Below are 15,380 nucleotides of genomic sequence, written 5' to 3' on the forward strand. Positions count from 1 at the left end.
ACCCCGCCCTTCCATTTCGGCACTCGATGCCATATTCTGACGAAGCTTGTGACTCGATCCCCATCGTTGTCAAGAACCGACGAAAGGCAATGACCCGTGGACCACGAAACCGAGACCGAGACCCAGCTCGTCGCCGAGACCCTGGTCGAAGAGGTGTCCATCGACGGCATGTGCGGGGTCTACTGACCCGCGTGTTCGATCCCGACCGCGGCTGGCGGTTGCACCCGCAGGTGGCGGTTCGACCCGAACCGTTCGGGGCGCTGCTGTATCACTTCGGCACCCGCAAGCTGTCCTTTCTGAAGAACCGCACCATCCTCACGGTGGTGCGGTCCCTGGCCGACCATCCCGATGTTCGTTCCGCCTGCCGCGCGGCCGGTGTGGACGACTCGGGTGAGGCGCCGTACTTGCACGCGCTGGGCGTGCTGGCCGATTCGAAGATGTTGGTTCCTCAGGAGGCCCCATGACCGCCGGACTGGCCAGAGTGCCGCGGCTCATCGAGCAGTTCGAGAGCGGGCTGGACGCGCCCATCTGCCTGACGTGGGAGCTGACGTACGCCTGCAATCTGGCGTGCGTGCACTGCCTTTCGTCGTCGGGCAAGCGCGATCCGCGGGAGCTGTCCACCCGGCAGTGCATGGACATCATCGACGAGCTGGAACGCATGCAGGTGTTCTACGTCAACATCGGCGGCGGCGAACCGACCGTGCGCCCGGACTTCTGGGAGCTCGTGGACTACGCGACCGAACACCACGTCGGGGTGAAGTTCTCGACCAACGGGGTCCGCATCACCGAAGAGGTCGCCGCCCGGCTGGCCGCCAGCGACTACGTCGACGTCCAGATCTCGCTCGACGGCGCCACCGCGGAGGTCAACGACGCGGTCCGCGGCCCCGGGTCCTTCGACATGGCGGTGCGGGCGCTGGAGAACCTGGCCAACGCGGGCTTTGCGGACGCGAAGATCTCGGTCGTGGTCACCCGGCACAACGTTGACCAGCTCGACGAATTCGCTTCTCTTGCAAGCCGTTACGGCGCCACACTGCGGATCACCCGGTTGCGTCCCTCGGGGCGGGGCGCCGACGTCTGGGAGGACCTGCACCCCACCGCCGCCCAGCAGGTCCAGCTCTACGACTGGCTGGTGGCCAAGGGTGAGCGGGTGCTCACCGGCGACTCCTTCTTCCACCTGTCGCCGCTCGGCTCGTCGGGCGCGCTGGCCGGCCTGAACATGTGCGGCGCCGGCCGGGTGGTGTGCCTGATCGACCCGGTGGGTGACGTGTACGCCTGCCCCTTCGCCATCCACGACCGTTTCCTGGCCGGAAACGTGTTGACGGACGGCGGATTCGACAACGTCTGGAAGAACGCCCCGCTGTTCCGTGAGCTGCGCGAACCGCAGTCCGCGGGCGCCTGCGGCAGCTGCGGGCACTACGACGCCTGCCGTGGCGGCTGCATGGCGGCCAAGTTCTTCACCGGCCTGCCGATGGACGGGCCGGATCCCGAATGCGTCCAGGGGCACAGCGCGTCGGCGCTGGCCCGGCGGCGCGAGACGCCCCGCCCCCGCGCCGACCATTCCCGCGGTCGCCGCGGTCGTCAGCCGGTGCCCTTGACGCTGTCCGTGCGACCGCCGGACACAGCGCCCGCGCGCCTGTGCAACGAGAGCCCGGTCTAGGCCATGGCCGACCAATGGTTTGAAACCGTCGCCATCGCGCAGCAGCGCGCGAAACGACGGCTCCCGAAATCCGTTTACTCGGCGCTGGTCGCGGGGAGTGAAAAGGGGATCACCGTCTCCAACAACGTCGAGGCGTTCAGCGAACTCGGGTTCGCCCCCCACGTCGTCGGCGCGCAGGAAAAGCGCGACCTGGCGACCACCGTTATGGGACAGGACATTTCATTACCGGTGATCATTTCGCCCACCGGTGTCCAGGCGGTCGATCCGGACGGGGAAGTGGCCGTGGCGCGGGCCGCCGCGGCGCGTGGAACGGCGATGGGACTGTCCTCCTTCGCGAGCAAACCGATCGAGGAGGTCATCGCCGCCAACCCCAAGGTCTTCTTCCAGGTCTACTGGCTGGGCGGGCGCGACGCGATCGCCGAGCGGGTGGAACGCGCGCGTCAGGCCGGCGCGGTCGGTTTGATCGTCACCACCGACTGGTCGTTCTCGCACGGTCGCGACTGGGGCAGTCCCAAGATCCCCGAGGAGATGAACCTGCGGACCATCCTGCGGCAGTCGCCGGAGGCCGTCTTCAAGCCCCGCTGGCTGTGGAAGTACGGCAAGACCCTGCGCCCGCCGGACCTGCGGGTGCCCAACCAGGGCCGACGCGGCGAGCCGGGTCCGCCCTTCTTCGCGGCCTACGGGGAGTGGATGGGCACGCCGCCCCCCACCTGGGAGGACATCGCCTGGCTGCGGGAGTTGTGGGGCGGGCCGTTCATGCTCAAGGGCGTGATGCGCGTCGACGACGCGAAAAGGGCTGTGGACGCCGGGGTTTCGGCGATCTCCGTGTCGAACCACGGCGGCAACAATCTGGACGGGACGCCGGCGTCGATCCGCGCGCTGCCCGCGGTGGCCGCCGCGGTCGGCGACCAGGTCGAGGTGCTGCTCGACGGTGGCATCCGCCGCGGCAGCGACGTCGTGAAGGCGGTGGCGCTCGGGGCGCGCGCGGTGATGATCGGCCGCGCGTACCTGTGGGGCCTGGCCGCCGCCGGGCAGGCGGGCGTGGAGAACGTGCTCGACATCCTGCGCGGGGGCATCGACTCGGCGCTGATGGGTCTCGGACTCAGCAGCGTCCACGACCTCGGCCCGGGTGACATCCTGGTGCCGCCCGGCTTCACCCGCGCGCTGGGTGTGCCGTCCGCCGGAGACACCTGAGCGGCTTAATTGCCGGTATCCCGGGCGGATTTCTCGGGAATGATCCGCCGCCGCGCCCGGTGGTGCACGCGTGGTACCCGTGACGGACGAGCACATATTTCGAACGCCCGATGAACCAGCCAGAAAAAAATCATTTTCAACGGACAACAATTGGTGCACGCCAGGTGAATTCGTCCTACCATCACCGAGTGCCCGTACTCGGCGAATTGGCAATGGCGACGTCAAGCCAGCTGTCGGGCACTTCGCCGTCGATATTGGTCCCGCTGGGGTCGACCGAACAGCACGGTCCGCACCTGCCGTTGGATACCGACACCCGGATCGCAATCGCGGTTGCTCGCGGGGCGCGGGCCCGTCTCGACGGCGACTGGCTGGTGGCGCCGGCCGTCGCGTACGGCGCCAGCGGCGAGCACCAGAGCTTCGCCGGGACGATCTCTATCGGTACCGAAGCCCTGACCATGCTGCTGGTGGAGTACGGCCGGTCGGCCGCCGGCTGGGCCCGCCGCCTGGTCTTCGTCAACGGCCACGGGGGCAATGTGGGCGCGCTGAGTGCCGCGGTGACCCGGCTGCGGGCCGAGGGGCGCGACGCCGGCTGGTGCCCATGCCTGGCCTGCGGGGGCGACGCCCACGCCGGACACACCGAAACGTCGCTGTTGCTGCACATCTCGCCCGGTGCCGTGCTGGCCGATCGGTGGCTCGCCGGCAACCGCGCGCCGGTGTCCGAACTGCTCCCCTCGATGCGCCGCGGGGGAGTCGCCGCCGTCAGCCCGGTGGGCGTCCTCGGGGACCCGACCACCGCGACCGCCGCCGAGGGCGAGCGCATCCTGGCCGAGATGGTCGACGGCTGCGTGCGCCGCGTGGACCGGTGGTCACCCGGGCGCGACGGGCTGCTGACATGACCGCTGACATGACGGTGCCGGCGCCCAGGCTGCCGGATGGCTTCGCCGTCCAGGTCGACCGCCGCGTGCGGGTGCTCGGTGACGGCTCGGCACTGCTCGGAGGTTCGCCGACCCGGCTGCTGAAGCTGGCGCCGGCCGCCCAGGACATGCTGTGCGACGGCCGGCTGAAGGTCCGCGACGACGTCAGCGCGCAGCTGGCCCGCACGTTGCTGGACGCCACGGTGGCCCATCCGCGTCCGGCCGGTGGTCCCTCGCACCGCGACGTTACCGTGGTAATTCCGGTGCGGGACAACCTTTCCGGAGTGCGGCGTCTGGTGAGCTCGCTGCGCGGCCTGCGGGTCGTCGTGGTGGACGACGGGTCGTTCCCACCGATCGAGCCGGCCGACTTCGTCGGCGCGCACTGCGACGTCGAAGTGTTGCGCCACTCGCGCAGCAGGGGACCGGCCGCCGCCCGCAACACCGGGCTGGCCGCCTGCACCACCGACTACGTCGCGTTCCTGGATTCCGACGTCGCGCCCCGGCGCGGGTGGCTGGAGGCGCTGCTCGGGCATTTCTGCGATCCGACCGTCGCCCTGGCCGCGCCGCGCATCGTCGGCTTGTCGCACAGCGAGAACGTGGTGGCGCGTTACGAGGCCGTGCACTCCTCGCTCGACCTCGGCGAGCGCGAAGCGCCGGTGCTGCCGCACAGCACGGTGTCCTACGTGCCCAGCGCGGCGATCATCTGTCGTTGCTCGGCCCTCCGCGCAGTCGGCGGATTCGACGAGACGCTGCAGTCCGGGGAAGACGTCGACCTGTGCTGGCGGCTGATCGAGGCCGGCGCCCGGCTGCGCTACGAGCCCATCGCGCTGGTCGCCCACGATCACCGCACTGAGCTGCGGGATTGGCTCGCGCGCAAGGCCTTTTACGGTGGTTCGGCGGCCCCGCTCTCGGTCCGCCACCCGGACAAGACGGCGCCGGTGGTGATCTCCGGCTGGGCGCTCATGACGTGGATCATGATGGCATTCGGCACCAGCCTCTCGCGGCTGGCGTCAGTCGTCTTCGCCGTTCTGACCGGTCGCCGGATCGCCAGGGCGATGCGCGGCTCCGATACGTCGATCACCGACGTGGTGGTGATCGCGGCCCGCGGCCTGTGGTCGGCGGCGCTGCAGCTGGCGTCGGCCCTGTGCCGCCACTACTGGCCGCTGGCACTGCTGGCCGCCATGGCGTCGCGACATTTCCGCCGAGTCCTGCTGGTCGCCGCGGTCATGGACGGCGTGGTGGACTGGCTGCGCCGCCGGGACGCCATCGGTGACGACGCCGAGCCGATCGGCCTGCTGACCTATTTGCTGCTCAAGCGTGTCGACGACCTGGCGTACGGCCTCGGGTTGTGGTGGGGCGTGCTGCGGGAGCGCAACCTGCGCGCGCTGAAACCGCAGATTCGGAGCTAGCCCCAACCTTGACTCGCCCTTGATGGAGGCCGCCGCGCACAGCGATGTGCTGATCGTCGGTGCCGGCAGCGCTGGATCGGTTGTTGCCGAACGTCTTTCCGTCGATTCCGGCTGCGCGGTGACCGTCCTCGAGGCGGGGCCGGCCCTCGACGATCCGGCCTTGCTTGCCCAGACCGCCAACGGGTTGCAGCTGCCGATCGGGGCCGGCAGCCCACTGGTGCGCCGCTACCAGACCAGCCTGACCGCCCGGCCCGCCCGTCGGCATCCGATCGTGCGCGGGGCAACGGTCGGCGGGTCGGGTGCGGTCAACGGCGGCTACTTCTGCCGCGGATTGGCGCGCGACTTCGATCGCCTGTCGCTACCGGGCTGGTCCTGGTCCGACGTCCTCGACAGCTTCCGGGCCATCGAGACCGACCTGGATTTCGATGGCCCGGCCCATGGCCGCAGCGGACCCATCCGGGTGCGTCGTACCCGCGAAATGACCGGAACCACCCAGCGTTTCATCGCTGCGGCGCGGCGTGCCGGATTCGGCTGGATCGATGACCTCAATGACGCCGGGCCGGAACCTGTCTCGGGGATGGGGGCCGTTCCACTCAACATCGTCGACGGCGTGCGCACCGGACCCGGCGCGGGCTTTCTGCTGCCGGCCCTGGGCCGGCCGAATCTGACGTTGCACGCGCGGACGCGCGCGGCGCGATTGCGGTTCACCGGGACCGCCACGGTCGGTGTCGACGTGATCGGCCCGCGCGGCCGCATGACCCTGACCGCCGACCGGATCGTGTTGTGCGCCGGCGCCATTCAAACGGCGCAGCTGCTCATGCTCTCCGGCATCGGGCCAGAGGAAGGGCTGCGGGCCCTCGGTGTGCCCGTCGTAATGCCCCTGCCGGTGGGGGAGTCGTTCAGCGATCACCCCGAATGGGTGTTGCCGACCGATTGGGCGGTGGCACCCGGCCGGCCGGTGCTCGAGGTGGTGCTCAGCACCGGCGACGATCTCGAGATCAGGCCCTACACAGGAGGGTTCGTCGCGATGACCGGGGACGGCACCGCCGGGCACGCCGACTGGCCGCATATCGGCGTGGCGCTGATGCAGCCGCGCGCGCGTGGGCGCATCACGCTGGTGTCTGCGGATCCCGACGTGGCGCCCCGCATCGAGCACCGCTACGACAGTGTGCCCGACGACGTCGCCGCGCTACGCCGCGGGGCCGAACTGGCCCGCGAAATAGGCGGCACCGCAACACATGTCGGGGCCCCCGTGTGGTCGACGTCGCAACATCTGTGCGGCACGGCGCCGATGGGTGCCGACGCCGACCCGCGGGCCGTCGTCGATCCCCGTTGCCGGGTGCACGGCGTGGACAACCTGTGGGTGATCGACGGTTCGATCCTGCCCACCATCACCAGCCGGGGGCCGCACGCCACCATCGTGATGCTCGGGCACCGGGCGGCGGCGTTCGTCCGGTGATGGCGTTACGCGTGGGGGGCGGGCCCCAGCGTGCGGCGTGGGACCCGCCCCCAACGAGCGGCGAATGTTCATGCGTTCCACGTAGATGGCCACGACAAGTGGCGGTGCGCGCGCAGGCCTGTGCGTCGCGCGGACAATGCGTCGCAATATTCGTGGACGGCACGAGCGCCGGCTCGCGGTTCACATGCACTTGGCTTCCTCGGTCGGCACCTCCTTTCGCCCTAAGCCGAAAACCGTAGGCAGTCACACCCGGGTCGGAGGTGAACGCTGCCGCGCCCACACCGGGGACACCGGCCATCGGGCTCTGCTCAGCGCGGGGCATGCCGGCTCGGCCACGCTCGTCGCGCCCATCAACACCACATCGCACCTCGCCTCGCAGAGATGACCTGTACCTGTCGATATATATTTCTGATACCAGAAGCGGCGGGGGATTTCAAGCATCCGGGATGCCGACATGCACAGTGAAGGCGCTGTCGGACAACGGCATTGGACGCGGCAGGGTCAGCTACGGCGCCGGGACAACATCCGACGTACCGGCCGTAGCTGCCTGCCGTCGCGGCCGGGCGCCCAGACCCCGATCAGCACCGCGGCGACCGCGACGATCACTGCCATCGTGACGGTCGAGGCGTGCAGGGCCGCCAGGAACGCGGTCTTGCTGATGTCCGCCAGCTCGCGGCCCCGGGGCCCCAGTCGGCTCGCCACCTCGACGGCTTTGGCCAGCGAATCGGTCGCCGGGCCGCGCACCGGCCCGGGGAAGTCGCCCAGCTTCGGGGCAAGTTCGTGCGAATAGCGGCCGGCCAGAATGGAACCCGCCACCGCGATCCCCAGCGCGCCGCCCATCTCCCGCGACGTGTCGTTCACCGCGGAGGCGACGCCCTGCTTCTCGTCGGGAACCGCTCCCATGATCGCCGACGTCGTCGGCGCGGTGCAGATTCCGATGCCGGTAGCCAATATCATTGTCGGCCAGGCAAACTCGGTATAGGACGAATGCAGGTTCAGCCGGTACATGCAGGCGAAGCCGGCCGCCATCAGCAGCGTGCCGACGAACAACACGAGCCGCAGGCCCAGCTTGGGCACGTACCAGAACGACAGCGCCGAGAAAATGCCCAGCGGCACCATGAACGGGCCGAAGGAGATCGCCGTCGCCAGGGCCGAGTAGCCCATGATCTGTTGCACGTACTGCATGCCGACATAGAAGAACCCGAACGTCGCGCCGAACAGGATGACGATCGCGGCGACCCCGGTGGCGAAATTCGCGTCGGCGAACAACCGGACGTCCAGCAGCGGCTGCCTGTTGCGCCGGGCGAGCCGGAATTCGACGACACCGAACACGGCGGCGAGCGCCGCGCCCGCGACGAGCCCGCCCCAGACCGGGGGTTCACTCCACCCGCGGGTCGGGGCCTCGAGGATGGCGGCCACCGCGATCGCGACGGCGGCCCCGATCAGGGCCGCGCCCACCCAGTCGATCCGCGGTGCGCGACCGTCGCGGGACGAGGCGACGGTGCACGCCAGCGCGAAGATCACCAGCCCGGCGGCGCCCAGGGACCAGAAGATCGCGTGCCAGTCCCAAAAGCGCAGCAGCAGGCCGGAACCGAGCATGCCCAGCACGCCACCGGAGCCGGCCGTGCCGGCCCAGATCCCGACCGCCTTGGTCCGGTCGTCCTTGTGATGGGCCACCGTGAGCAGCGACAGCGTCGCCGGCATCACGAAGGCGGCGCCGATCCCGGCGATCGCGCGGCCGGCGATGATCTGCGCCGGGCTGTGCAGCATCGCCGGCGCCATCGAGCCGAGCGAGAAGACGACCAGCCCGATCAGCAGCGCGCCGCGCCTGCCGTAGCGGTCGCCGATCGCGCCGGCCGGCAGCAGCAGGCACGCCAGCGCCACGGTGTATCCGTCGACGATCCAGTTCAGCTGCGACTGGGTGGCCGAGGTGGCCACCGCGAGGTCCCCCAGCGCGGTGTTCAACGCCGTCATCGACGCGACGACCAGCGCGACGCCCATGCAGGCGACGGCCAACGTCCAGTTTCGCGCTCGGGGGCTACCGCCGATGCTGACTGCATCAGTACGCTGGTCGGGCCGGACCAGGGTTTCGACCATGTGATGCGCCTCCTCACGGTGGCGTTGGGAAGTTTCGAGACCAATAGTCTTGTAGGTAGACCGATAGTCTTGTTCCCAAACGTGGGAGGTGGGTCACAATTACCGGCGCTACTACCGATCCGCGTCCAGCGCGCTCGCGTGCCCGCTTACTCGAGGCCGCCGCGTCGTTACTGCGTTCCGGGGGGCCCAGCGCGGTGACCGTCGACGCGGTCACCCGCACCGCCAACGTAGCCAGGGCCACGCTGTATCGCCACTTCCCCAGCGGAAACGATTTGCTCGCAGCGGCTTTCAACAGCCTCATCCCGCCGTCGCCCAGCCCGCCGGCTGAGGGGTCGTTGCGCGACCGTTTGGTGGCGGTGGTGTTGGCCCAGGCCGAGTCGGTGGCCCAGGCGCCCGCCCTCATGACCGCCATGTCGTGGCTGTCCCTGGGCCGGGATCTCGAGGAGATGCCTGAACCTCGCGACAGTCACTCCGCCGACAGCGCTGCGATCACCACGCTGCGCGAGCGCATCGCCCAGCAGTACGCGGCCCCGTTCGACGCCATTTTCGACAGCCCGGCGGCCGCCGAACTGGGCGAGGTGGACCGGTCCAGGGCCATCGCGCTGCTCATCGGCCCGCTGGTGCTGGGGCGCCTGTCCACGCTTCCCGACTTCGATTACCGCGAGTGCGCGCTCGCGGCGGTCGACGGTTTCCTTTATGTTCAGCGCGCACACAGTCGGGCCGACGGCGCGAGCGTCGAATCGGCGGGCGCCTGAGGCCCCAAAAGGGCAGGTCGGCGGGCCTCGGCCAAGATTTGGCCAAACACACGATCTAGGGCATACTGTTCAGGTTGCCTTGGGCCGGGTTTGCGCCTGGTCGGGCATACGACCAGCGCCCAAAACGGGCGCGTCCGGTCCCATCCTTGGAGCGCGACATATTTTCGCCGCGGTCCAGGCTGCGTGAGGGTGACACGCCCGACCGCGGGGGCCGGTGGACCACGACAGGTAAACAGCGGCGCAGTATCCGGCGCGACGCTCGATCGGCCCAGGTTCGGGCACGATCAGCGCGCCGGGAGCACTTGAGGATTGAGAAATTCGAAGTCCGGACACGGATTTTGTAAGTGGAGTGAGGGTAGGAGAAGCGTGGCGGGACAGAAGATCCGCATCAGGCTCAAGGCCTACGACCATGAGGCCATCGACGCATCGGCGCGCAAAATCGTCGAGACCGTCGTCCGCACGGGTGCCAGTGTCGTAGGTCCGGTGCCGCTGCCGACTGAGAAGAACGTGTACTGCGTGATCCGCTCTCCGCATAAGTACAAGGACTCGCGCGAGCACTTCGAGATGCGCACTCACAAGCGGTTGATCGACATCCTCGACCCGACGCCGAAGACCGTCGACGCGCTGATGCGCATCGACCTGCCGGCCAGTGTCGACGTCAACATCCAGTAGGGGCTTGGTGAACTCATGGCAAGAAAAGGCATTCTGGGTACCAAGCTGGGCATGACGCAGGTGTTCGACGAGAACAACCGGGTTGTCCCGGTGACCGTGGTCAAGGCGGGGCCCAATGTGGTCACCCGCATCCGCACCCCCGAGCGCGACGGCTACAGCGCCGTTCAACTGGCCTACGGCGAGATCAGCCCCCGCAAGGTGAACAAGCCGGTGACCGGTCAGTACAGCGCCGCGGGCGTGAACCCGCGCCGGCACCTCGCCGAGCTGCGCCTGGATGACGAGGCCGCGGCGAGCGAATACGAGGTCGGCCAGGAGCTGACGGCGGACATCTTCGCCGACGGCGCCTACGTCGACGTGACCGGAACCTCCAAGGGGAAGGGCTTCGCCGGCACCATGAAGCGCCACGGCTTCCGCGGCCAGGGCGCCAGTCACGGTGCGCAGGCGGTGCACCGCCGGCCGGGCTCCATCGGTGGCTGCGCCACTCCCGCCCGGGTCTTCAAGGGCACCCGGATGGCGGGCCGGATGGGCAATGACCGGGTGACGGTCCAGAACCTGGTGGTGCACAAGGTCGATACCGAGAACGGCGTGCTGCTGATCAAGGGCGCGGTCCCCGGCCGCACCGGTGGGCTCGTGGTGGTCCGCAGCGCGATCAAACGAGGTGGGAACTAATGGCGCTCAAAATTGACGTGAAGACGCCGGACGGCAAGGTCGAGGGCTCCGTGGAGCTGCCGGCCGAATTGTTCGACGCCCCGGCGAATATCGCGCTGATGCACCAGGTGGTCACCGCTCAGCGGGCGGCGGCACGCCAGGGCACCCACTCGACGAAGACCCGCGGCGAGGTCAGCGGCGGTGGGCGGAAGCCGTACCGGCAGAAGGGGACCGGCCGTGCCCGCCAGGGTTCGACGCGGGCCCCGCAGTTCACCGGCGGTGGCGTCGTGCACGGCCCGAAGCCGCGCGACTATGCCCAGCGCACCCCGAAGAAGATGATCGTCGCGGCGTTGCGCGGCGCGTTGTCGGACCGGGCGCGCAACGGCCGCATCCACGCGGTCACCGAAATTGTCGCCGGCCAAACCCCTTCCACGAAGAGCGCCGCGGCTTTTCTGGGCACGCTGACCGACCGCAAGAAGGTGCTGATCGTGATCGGCCGCAGTGACGAGGCCGGCGCCAAGAGCGTGCGCAACCTGCCCGGTGTGCACATCCTGACGCCCGACCAGCTCAACACCTATGACGTGTTGCGCTCCGACGACGTGGTGTTCAGCGTCGAGGCGCTCAACGCCTACATCGGGGGCAACACGGCAAGCACCGAGGAGGTTTCGGCGTAGATGGCGACCATCACCGACCCCCGCGACATCATCCTGGCCCCGGTCATCTCGGAGAAGTCCTACGGGCTGCTGGATGAGAACGTGTACACCTTTGTGGTGCACCCCGATTCGAACAAGACGCAGATCAAGATCGCCATCGAGAAGATCTTCTCCGTCAAGGTCGCGTCGGTGAACACCGCGAACCGGCAGGGCAAGCGCAAGCGCACCCGGACCGGATACGGAAAGCGCAAGAGCACCAAGCGGGCCATCGTCACGCTGGCACCGGGGAGCAAGCCGATCGACCTGTTCGGGGCCCCGGCCTAGCCGCGCGCGAGAGAGAGACCTGATTAGACATGGCAATTCGTAAGTACAAGCCGACGAGCCCGGGCCGCCGCGGCTCCAGCGTGTCCGACTTCGCCGAGGTCACCCGGTCGGAGCCGGAAAAGTCCTTGGTGCGCCCGCTGCATGGTCACGGCGGCCGTAACGCGCACGGCCGCATCACCACCCGCCACAAGGGTGGCGGCCACAAACGCTCCTACCGGGTGATCGACTTCCGTCGAAACGACAAGGACGGGGTCAACGCCAAGGTCGCCCACATCGAGTACGACCCCAACCGGACGGCCAACATCGCGTTGCTGCATTACCTCGACGGCGAGAAGCGGTACATCATTGCGCCGCAGGGCCTTTCGCAGGGCGACGTGGTGGAGTCGGGCGCCAACGCCGACATCAAGCCGGGTAACAACCTGCCGCTGCGCAACATCCCGGCCGGTACCGTGATCCACGCGGTGGAGCTGCGGCCCGGCGGTGGCGCCAAGCTGGCGCGGTCCGCCGGCTCGAGCATCCAGTTGCTCGGCAAGGAGGGCACCTACGCGTCGCTGCGCATGCCCAGCGGCGAGATCCGCCGCGTCGACGTGCGCTGCCGCGCCACGGTCGGCGAGGTGGGCAACGCCGAGCAGGCGAACATCAACTGGGGCAAGGCCGGCCGGATGCGGTGGAAGGGCAAGCGCCCCTCGGTCCGTGGTGTGGTCATGAACCCGGTGGACCACCCGCACGGTGGTGGTGAGGGTAAGACCTCCGGTGGTCGGCACCCGGTGAGCCCGTGGGGCAAGCCGGAGGGCCGCACCCGCCACCCGAACAAGGCCAGCAACAAACTCATCGTCCGGCGCCGGCGCACCGGCAAGAAGCACGGTCGCTAGGAACTCGAGGAGTAGCCAACAATGCCACGCAGCCTGAAGAAGGGCCCGTTCGTCGACGACCACCTGCTGAAGAAGGTGGACGTGCAGAACGAGAAGAACACCAAGCAGGTCATCAAGACCTGGTCGCGGCGTTCGACGATCATTCCGGACTTCATCGGCCACACCTTCGCCGTGCACGACGGACGCAAGCACGTCCCGGTGTTCGTCACCGAGGCGATGGTCGGTCACAAGCTTGGTGAATTCGCGCCGACGCGCACCTTCAAGGGACACATCAAGGACGACCGGAAGGCCAAACGGCGATGACCTCAACTGAATTCCCGTCGGCGGTCGCCAAGGCGCGGTTCGTGCGGGTGTCACCGACGAAGGCGCGCCGGGTGATCGACCTGGTGCGCGGCCGGTCGGTGGCCGACGCGCTGGACATCCTGCGCTGGGCGCCGCAGGCGGCCAGCGAGCCGGTGGCCAAGGCGATCGCCAGTGCCGCCGCGAATGCGCAGAACAACAACGGGCTGGACCCGGCCACGCTGGTGGTCGCCACGGTGTACGCCGACGAGGGCCCGACCGCCAAGCGGATCCGCCCGCGCGCCCAGGGGCGCGCGTTCCGGATCCGCAAGCGCACCAGCCACATCACGGTCGTGGTGGAGAGCCGGCCGGCCAAGGACGAGCGTTCGGCGAAGTCGACGAGGGCCCGCCGCGCCGAAGCCAGCAAGGCCGCCGCGAAGGCGCCCGCGAAGAAGGCCGGTTCCAAGGCGCCCGCCAAGGCGCCGGCCAAGAAGGCACCTGCGAAGAAGGCTTCGGCGAAAACCGCTGAGGCGAAGACTTCTCAGGCAACTGCTGAGACCTCGGAGGCGAAGGGAGGCTCAGACTAGTGGGCCAGAAGATCAATCCGCACGGCTTCCGGCTGGGCATCACCACGGACTGGAAGTCCCGCTGGTACGCGGACAAGCAGTACGCGGACTACGTCAAGGAAGACGTCGCGATCCGGCGGCTGCTGTCCACCGGCCTCGAGCGCGCCGGCATCGCCGACGTGGAGATCGAGCGCACCCGCGACCGGGTCCGGGTCGACATCCACACCGCGCGCCCCGGCATCGTCATCGGCCGCCGCGGCACCGAGGCCGACCGCATCCGGGCGGACCTGGAAAAGCTGACCGGCAAGCAGGTTCAGCTCAACATCCTCGAAGTCCGTAACCCCGAGTCTCAGGCGCAATTGGTGGCCCAGGGCGTCGCCGAGCAGCTGAGCAACCGCGTGGCGTTCCGCCGCGCCATGCGCAAGGCCATCCAGTCGGCGATGCGTCAGCCCAACGTCAAGGGCATCCGGGTGCAGTGCTCGGGTCGTCTGGGCGGTGCGGAGATGAGCCGCTCGGAGTTCTACCGCGAGGGCCGGGTGCCGCTGCACACGCTGCGCGCCGACATCGACTACGGCTTGTACGAGGCCAAGACCACCTTCGGCCGGATCGGCGTGAAGGTGTGGATCTACAAGGGCGACATCGTCGGCGGCAAGCGTGAATTGGCCGCCGCCGCTCCGGCGGGCGCTGACCGTCCGCGCCGCGAGCGCCCGACGGGTACCCGTCCCCGGCGCAGCGGTGCATCGGGCACCACGGCGACCAGCACCGAGGCCGGCCGCGCCGCCGCTGGCGCCGAAGAAAGCACTGCGGCCGCGCCGGCGGAGACCGCGCCCGCCGCAGAACCGCAAAGCACGGAGAGCTGAATCATGTTGATCCCCCGCAGGGTTAAACACCGCAAGCAACACCACCCCCGCCAGCGCGGCATCGCCAGCGGCGGTACGGCGGTGAACTTCGGCGACTACGGCATCCAGGCCCTGGAGCACGCCTACGTCACCAACCGGCAGATCGAGTCCGCGCGTATCGCCATCAACCGCCACATCAAGCGTGGCGGCAAGGTGTGGATCAACGTCTTCCCGGACCGGCCGCTGACCAAGAAGCCCGCCGAGACCCGGATGGGTTCGGGTAAGGGCTCGCCGGAATGGTGGGTGGTCAACGTCAAGCCCGGCCGGGTGCTCTTCGAGCTGAGCTACCCCAACGAGCAGGTGGCCCGGGCGGCCCTCACCCGCGCAATCCACAAGTTGCCGATCAAGGCACGCATCGTGACCCGAGAGGATCAGTTCTGATGGCAGTGGGAATTTCGCCTGGCGAACTGCGTGAGCTCACCGATGAGGAGCTGACCGAGCGTCTGCGCGAATCGAAGGAAGAGCTGTTCAACCTTCGTTTCCAGATGGCGACGGGGCAGCTGTCCAACAACCGCCGGCTGCGCACGGTGCGGCAGGAGATCGCGCGGGTCTACACCGTGCTGCGCGAACGAGAACTGGGCCTGGCTTCCGGGCCGGATGGTAAGGAATCGTGATGGCAGAAGCGAAGAAGGCGACTCCGAAGGCGGCGGCCGCGAAGGACACCGGCTCGAAAGAGAAGGGTCCCAAGCACACGCCGGCCAACCCGAAGGTGCGTGGGCGGCGTAAGACGCGCATCGGCTACGTGGTGAGTGACAAGATGCAGAAGACCATCGTGGTCGAGCTGGAAGACCGCGTGCGCCACCCGCTGTACGGCAAGATCATTCGTACCACCACGAAGGTGAAGGCGCACGACGAGAACAGCACCGCGGGCATCGGCGACCGCGTCTCCCTGATGGAGACGCGGCCGACGTCGGCGACCAAGCGGTGGCGGCTCGTCGAAATTCTGGAGAAGGCCAAGTAGCCCCGAAGCGACGTCGAAACG

General features: G+C 68.8%; 20 protein-coding genes. 19 read left to right on the plus strand and 1 reads right to left on the minus strand.

Features of this window, described 5'->3' with window-relative positions; translation table 11 throughout:
• The first annotated feature begins 96 nt into the window (after positions 1–96).
• From mftA to mftG, 7 genes are all read left to right on the plus strand, one after another.
• Complete coding sequence (gene mftA, locus G6N51_RS23155; RefSeq protein WP_040621348.1) at positions 97–186, plus strand: mycofactocin precursor MftA; 90 nt, start codon at positions 97–99, stop codon at positions 184–186.
• Positions 171–464 (plus strand): mycofactocin biosynthesis chaperone MftB, encoded by a 294-nt coding sequence (mftB, locus tag G6N51_RS23160; RefSeq protein WP_142274923.1) that lies wholly within the window; start codon positions 171–173, stop codon positions 462–464. Before mftA ends, mftB begins: the two co-directional genes overlap by 16 nt.
• Complete coding sequence (mftC, locus tag G6N51_RS23165) at positions 461–1,657, plus strand: mycofactocin radical SAM maturase (RefSeq protein WP_083171582.1); 1,197 nt, start codon at positions 461–463, stop codon at positions 1,655–1,657. The genes mftB and mftC overlap by 4 nt, the downstream gene beginning before the upstream one ends.
• A 3-nt stretch (positions 1,658–1,660) precedes the next feature.
• Entirely contained in the window at positions 1,661–2,851 is a 1,191-nt protein-coding gene (mftD, locus tag G6N51_RS23170; protein ID WP_083171581.1) for a pre-mycofactocin synthase MftD, read from the plus strand.
• Between the two features lie 164 nt (positions 2,852–3,015).
• Complete coding sequence (gene mftE / locus G6N51_RS23175; protein WP_083171580.1) at positions 3,016–3,747, plus strand: mycofactocin biosynthesis peptidyl-dipeptidase MftE; 732 nt, start codon at positions 3,016–3,018, stop codon at positions 3,745–3,747.
• Between the two features lie 14 nt (positions 3,748–3,761).
• Positions 3,762–5,174, plus strand: coding sequence for a mycofactocin biosynthesis glycosyltransferase MftF (mftF, locus tag G6N51_RS23180; RefSeq protein ID WP_142274931.1), 1,413 nt, complete (start codon positions 3,762–3,764; stop codon positions 5,172–5,174).
• 22 nt (positions 5,175–5,196) lie between these two features.
• A complete protein-coding gene (mftG, locus tag G6N51_RS23185; protein ID WP_083171579.1) occupies positions 5,197–6,633 on the plus strand; it encodes a mycofactocin dehydrogenase MftG in 1,437 nt (478 codons plus the stop codon).
• A gap of 501 nt (positions 6,634–7,134) precedes the next feature.
• Here the strand turns inward: mftG and G6N51_RS23190 are convergent.
• Complete coding sequence (locus tag G6N51_RS23190; protein ID WP_083171578.1) at positions 7,135–8,730, minus strand: MFS transporter; 1,596 nt, start codon at positions 8,728–8,730, stop codon at positions 7,135–7,137.
• A 98-nt stretch (positions 8,731–8,828) separates the two neighbouring features.
• Here G6N51_RS23190 and G6N51_RS23195 point away from each other — a divergent pair, with 98 nt between their 5' ends.
• The 12 genes from G6N51_RS23195 to rpsQ all read left to right on the plus strand — a co-directional run bounded on the left by G6N51_RS23195 (position 8,829) and on the right by rpsQ (position 15,359).
• Positions 8,829–9,485: a TetR/AcrR family transcriptional regulator gene (locus G6N51_RS23195; RefSeq protein WP_083171577.1), complete on the plus strand. Its 657-nt coding sequence runs from the start codon at positions 8,829–8,831 to the stop codon at positions 9,483–9,485.
• 366 nt (positions 9,486–9,851) lie between these two features.
• The gene (gene rpsJ, locus G6N51_RS23200; protein WP_003873519.1) at positions 9,852–10,157 is read left to right on the plus strand and encodes a 30S ribosomal protein S10; all 306 of its coding nucleotides are present in this window, start codon (positions 9,852–9,854) and stop codon (positions 10,155–10,157) included.
• A gap of 15 nt (positions 10,158–10,172) precedes the next feature.
• On the plus strand, positions 10,173–10,826 hold the full coding sequence (rplC, locus tag G6N51_RS23205) for a 50S ribosomal protein L3 (RefSeq protein WP_083171576.1): 654 nt from the start codon (positions 10,173–10,175) through the stop codon (positions 10,824–10,826).
• Entirely contained in the window at positions 10,826–11,479 is a 654-nt protein-coding gene (gene rplD / locus G6N51_RS23210) for a 50S ribosomal protein L4 (protein WP_083171575.1), read from the plus strand. Before rplC ends, rplD begins: the two co-directional genes overlap by 1 nt.
• A complete protein-coding gene (rplW, locus tag G6N51_RS23215; RefSeq protein WP_065441075.1) occupies positions 11,480–11,782 on the plus strand; it encodes a 50S ribosomal protein L23 in 303 nt (100 codons plus the stop codon). It abuts the gene before it with no gap.
• Between the two features lie 29 nt (positions 11,783–11,811).
• The gene (rplB, locus tag G6N51_RS23220; RefSeq protein WP_083171574.1) at positions 11,812–12,654 is read left to right on the plus strand and encodes a 50S ribosomal protein L2; all 843 of its coding nucleotides are present in this window, start codon (positions 11,812–11,814) and stop codon (positions 12,652–12,654) included.
• A 21-nt stretch (positions 12,655–12,675) separates the two neighbouring features.
• Complete coding sequence (gene rpsS, locus G6N51_RS23225; protein WP_010908582.1) at positions 12,676–12,957, plus strand: 30S ribosomal protein S19; 282 nt, start codon at positions 12,676–12,678, stop codon at positions 12,955–12,957.
• Positions 12,954–13,520, plus strand: a complete 567-nt coding sequence (gene rplV / locus G6N51_RS23230; RefSeq protein WP_083171573.1) for a 50S ribosomal protein L22 — start codon at positions 12,954–12,956, stop codon at positions 13,518–13,520. Before rpsS ends, rplV begins: the two co-directional genes overlap by 4 nt.
• Positions 13,520–14,359, plus strand: coding sequence for a 30S ribosomal protein S3 (rpsC, locus tag G6N51_RS23235; protein WP_083171572.1), 840 nt, complete (start codon positions 13,520–13,522; stop codon positions 14,357–14,359). The genes rplV and rpsC overlap by 1 nt, the downstream gene beginning before the upstream one ends.
• A gap of 3 nt (positions 14,360–14,362) precedes the next feature.
• The gene (gene rplP, locus G6N51_RS23240) at positions 14,363–14,779 is read left to right on the plus strand and encodes a 50S ribosomal protein L16 (protein WP_007167840.1); all 417 of its coding nucleotides are present in this window, start codon (positions 14,363–14,365) and stop codon (positions 14,777–14,779) included.
• Complete coding sequence (gene rpmC, locus G6N51_RS23245; RefSeq protein WP_067274850.1) at positions 14,779–15,012, plus strand: 50S ribosomal protein L29; 234 nt, start codon at positions 14,779–14,781, stop codon at positions 15,010–15,012. Before rplP ends, rpmC begins: the two co-directional genes overlap by 1 nt.
• Positions 15,012–15,359 (plus strand): 30S ribosomal protein S17, encoded by a 348-nt coding sequence (rpsQ, locus tag G6N51_RS23250; protein WP_163750803.1) that lies wholly within the window; start codon positions 15,012–15,014, stop codon positions 15,357–15,359. Before rpmC ends, rpsQ begins: the two co-directional genes overlap by 1 nt.
• The last annotated feature ends 21 nt before the right edge of the window (positions 15,360–15,380 follow it).

Origin of the sequence: Mycobacterium paraseoulense, from assembly GCF_010731655.1 — a bacterium.
GTDB classification, from domain to species: domain Bacteria; phylum Actinomycetota; class Actinomycetes; order Mycobacteriales; family Mycobacteriaceae; genus Mycobacterium; species Mycobacterium paraseoulense.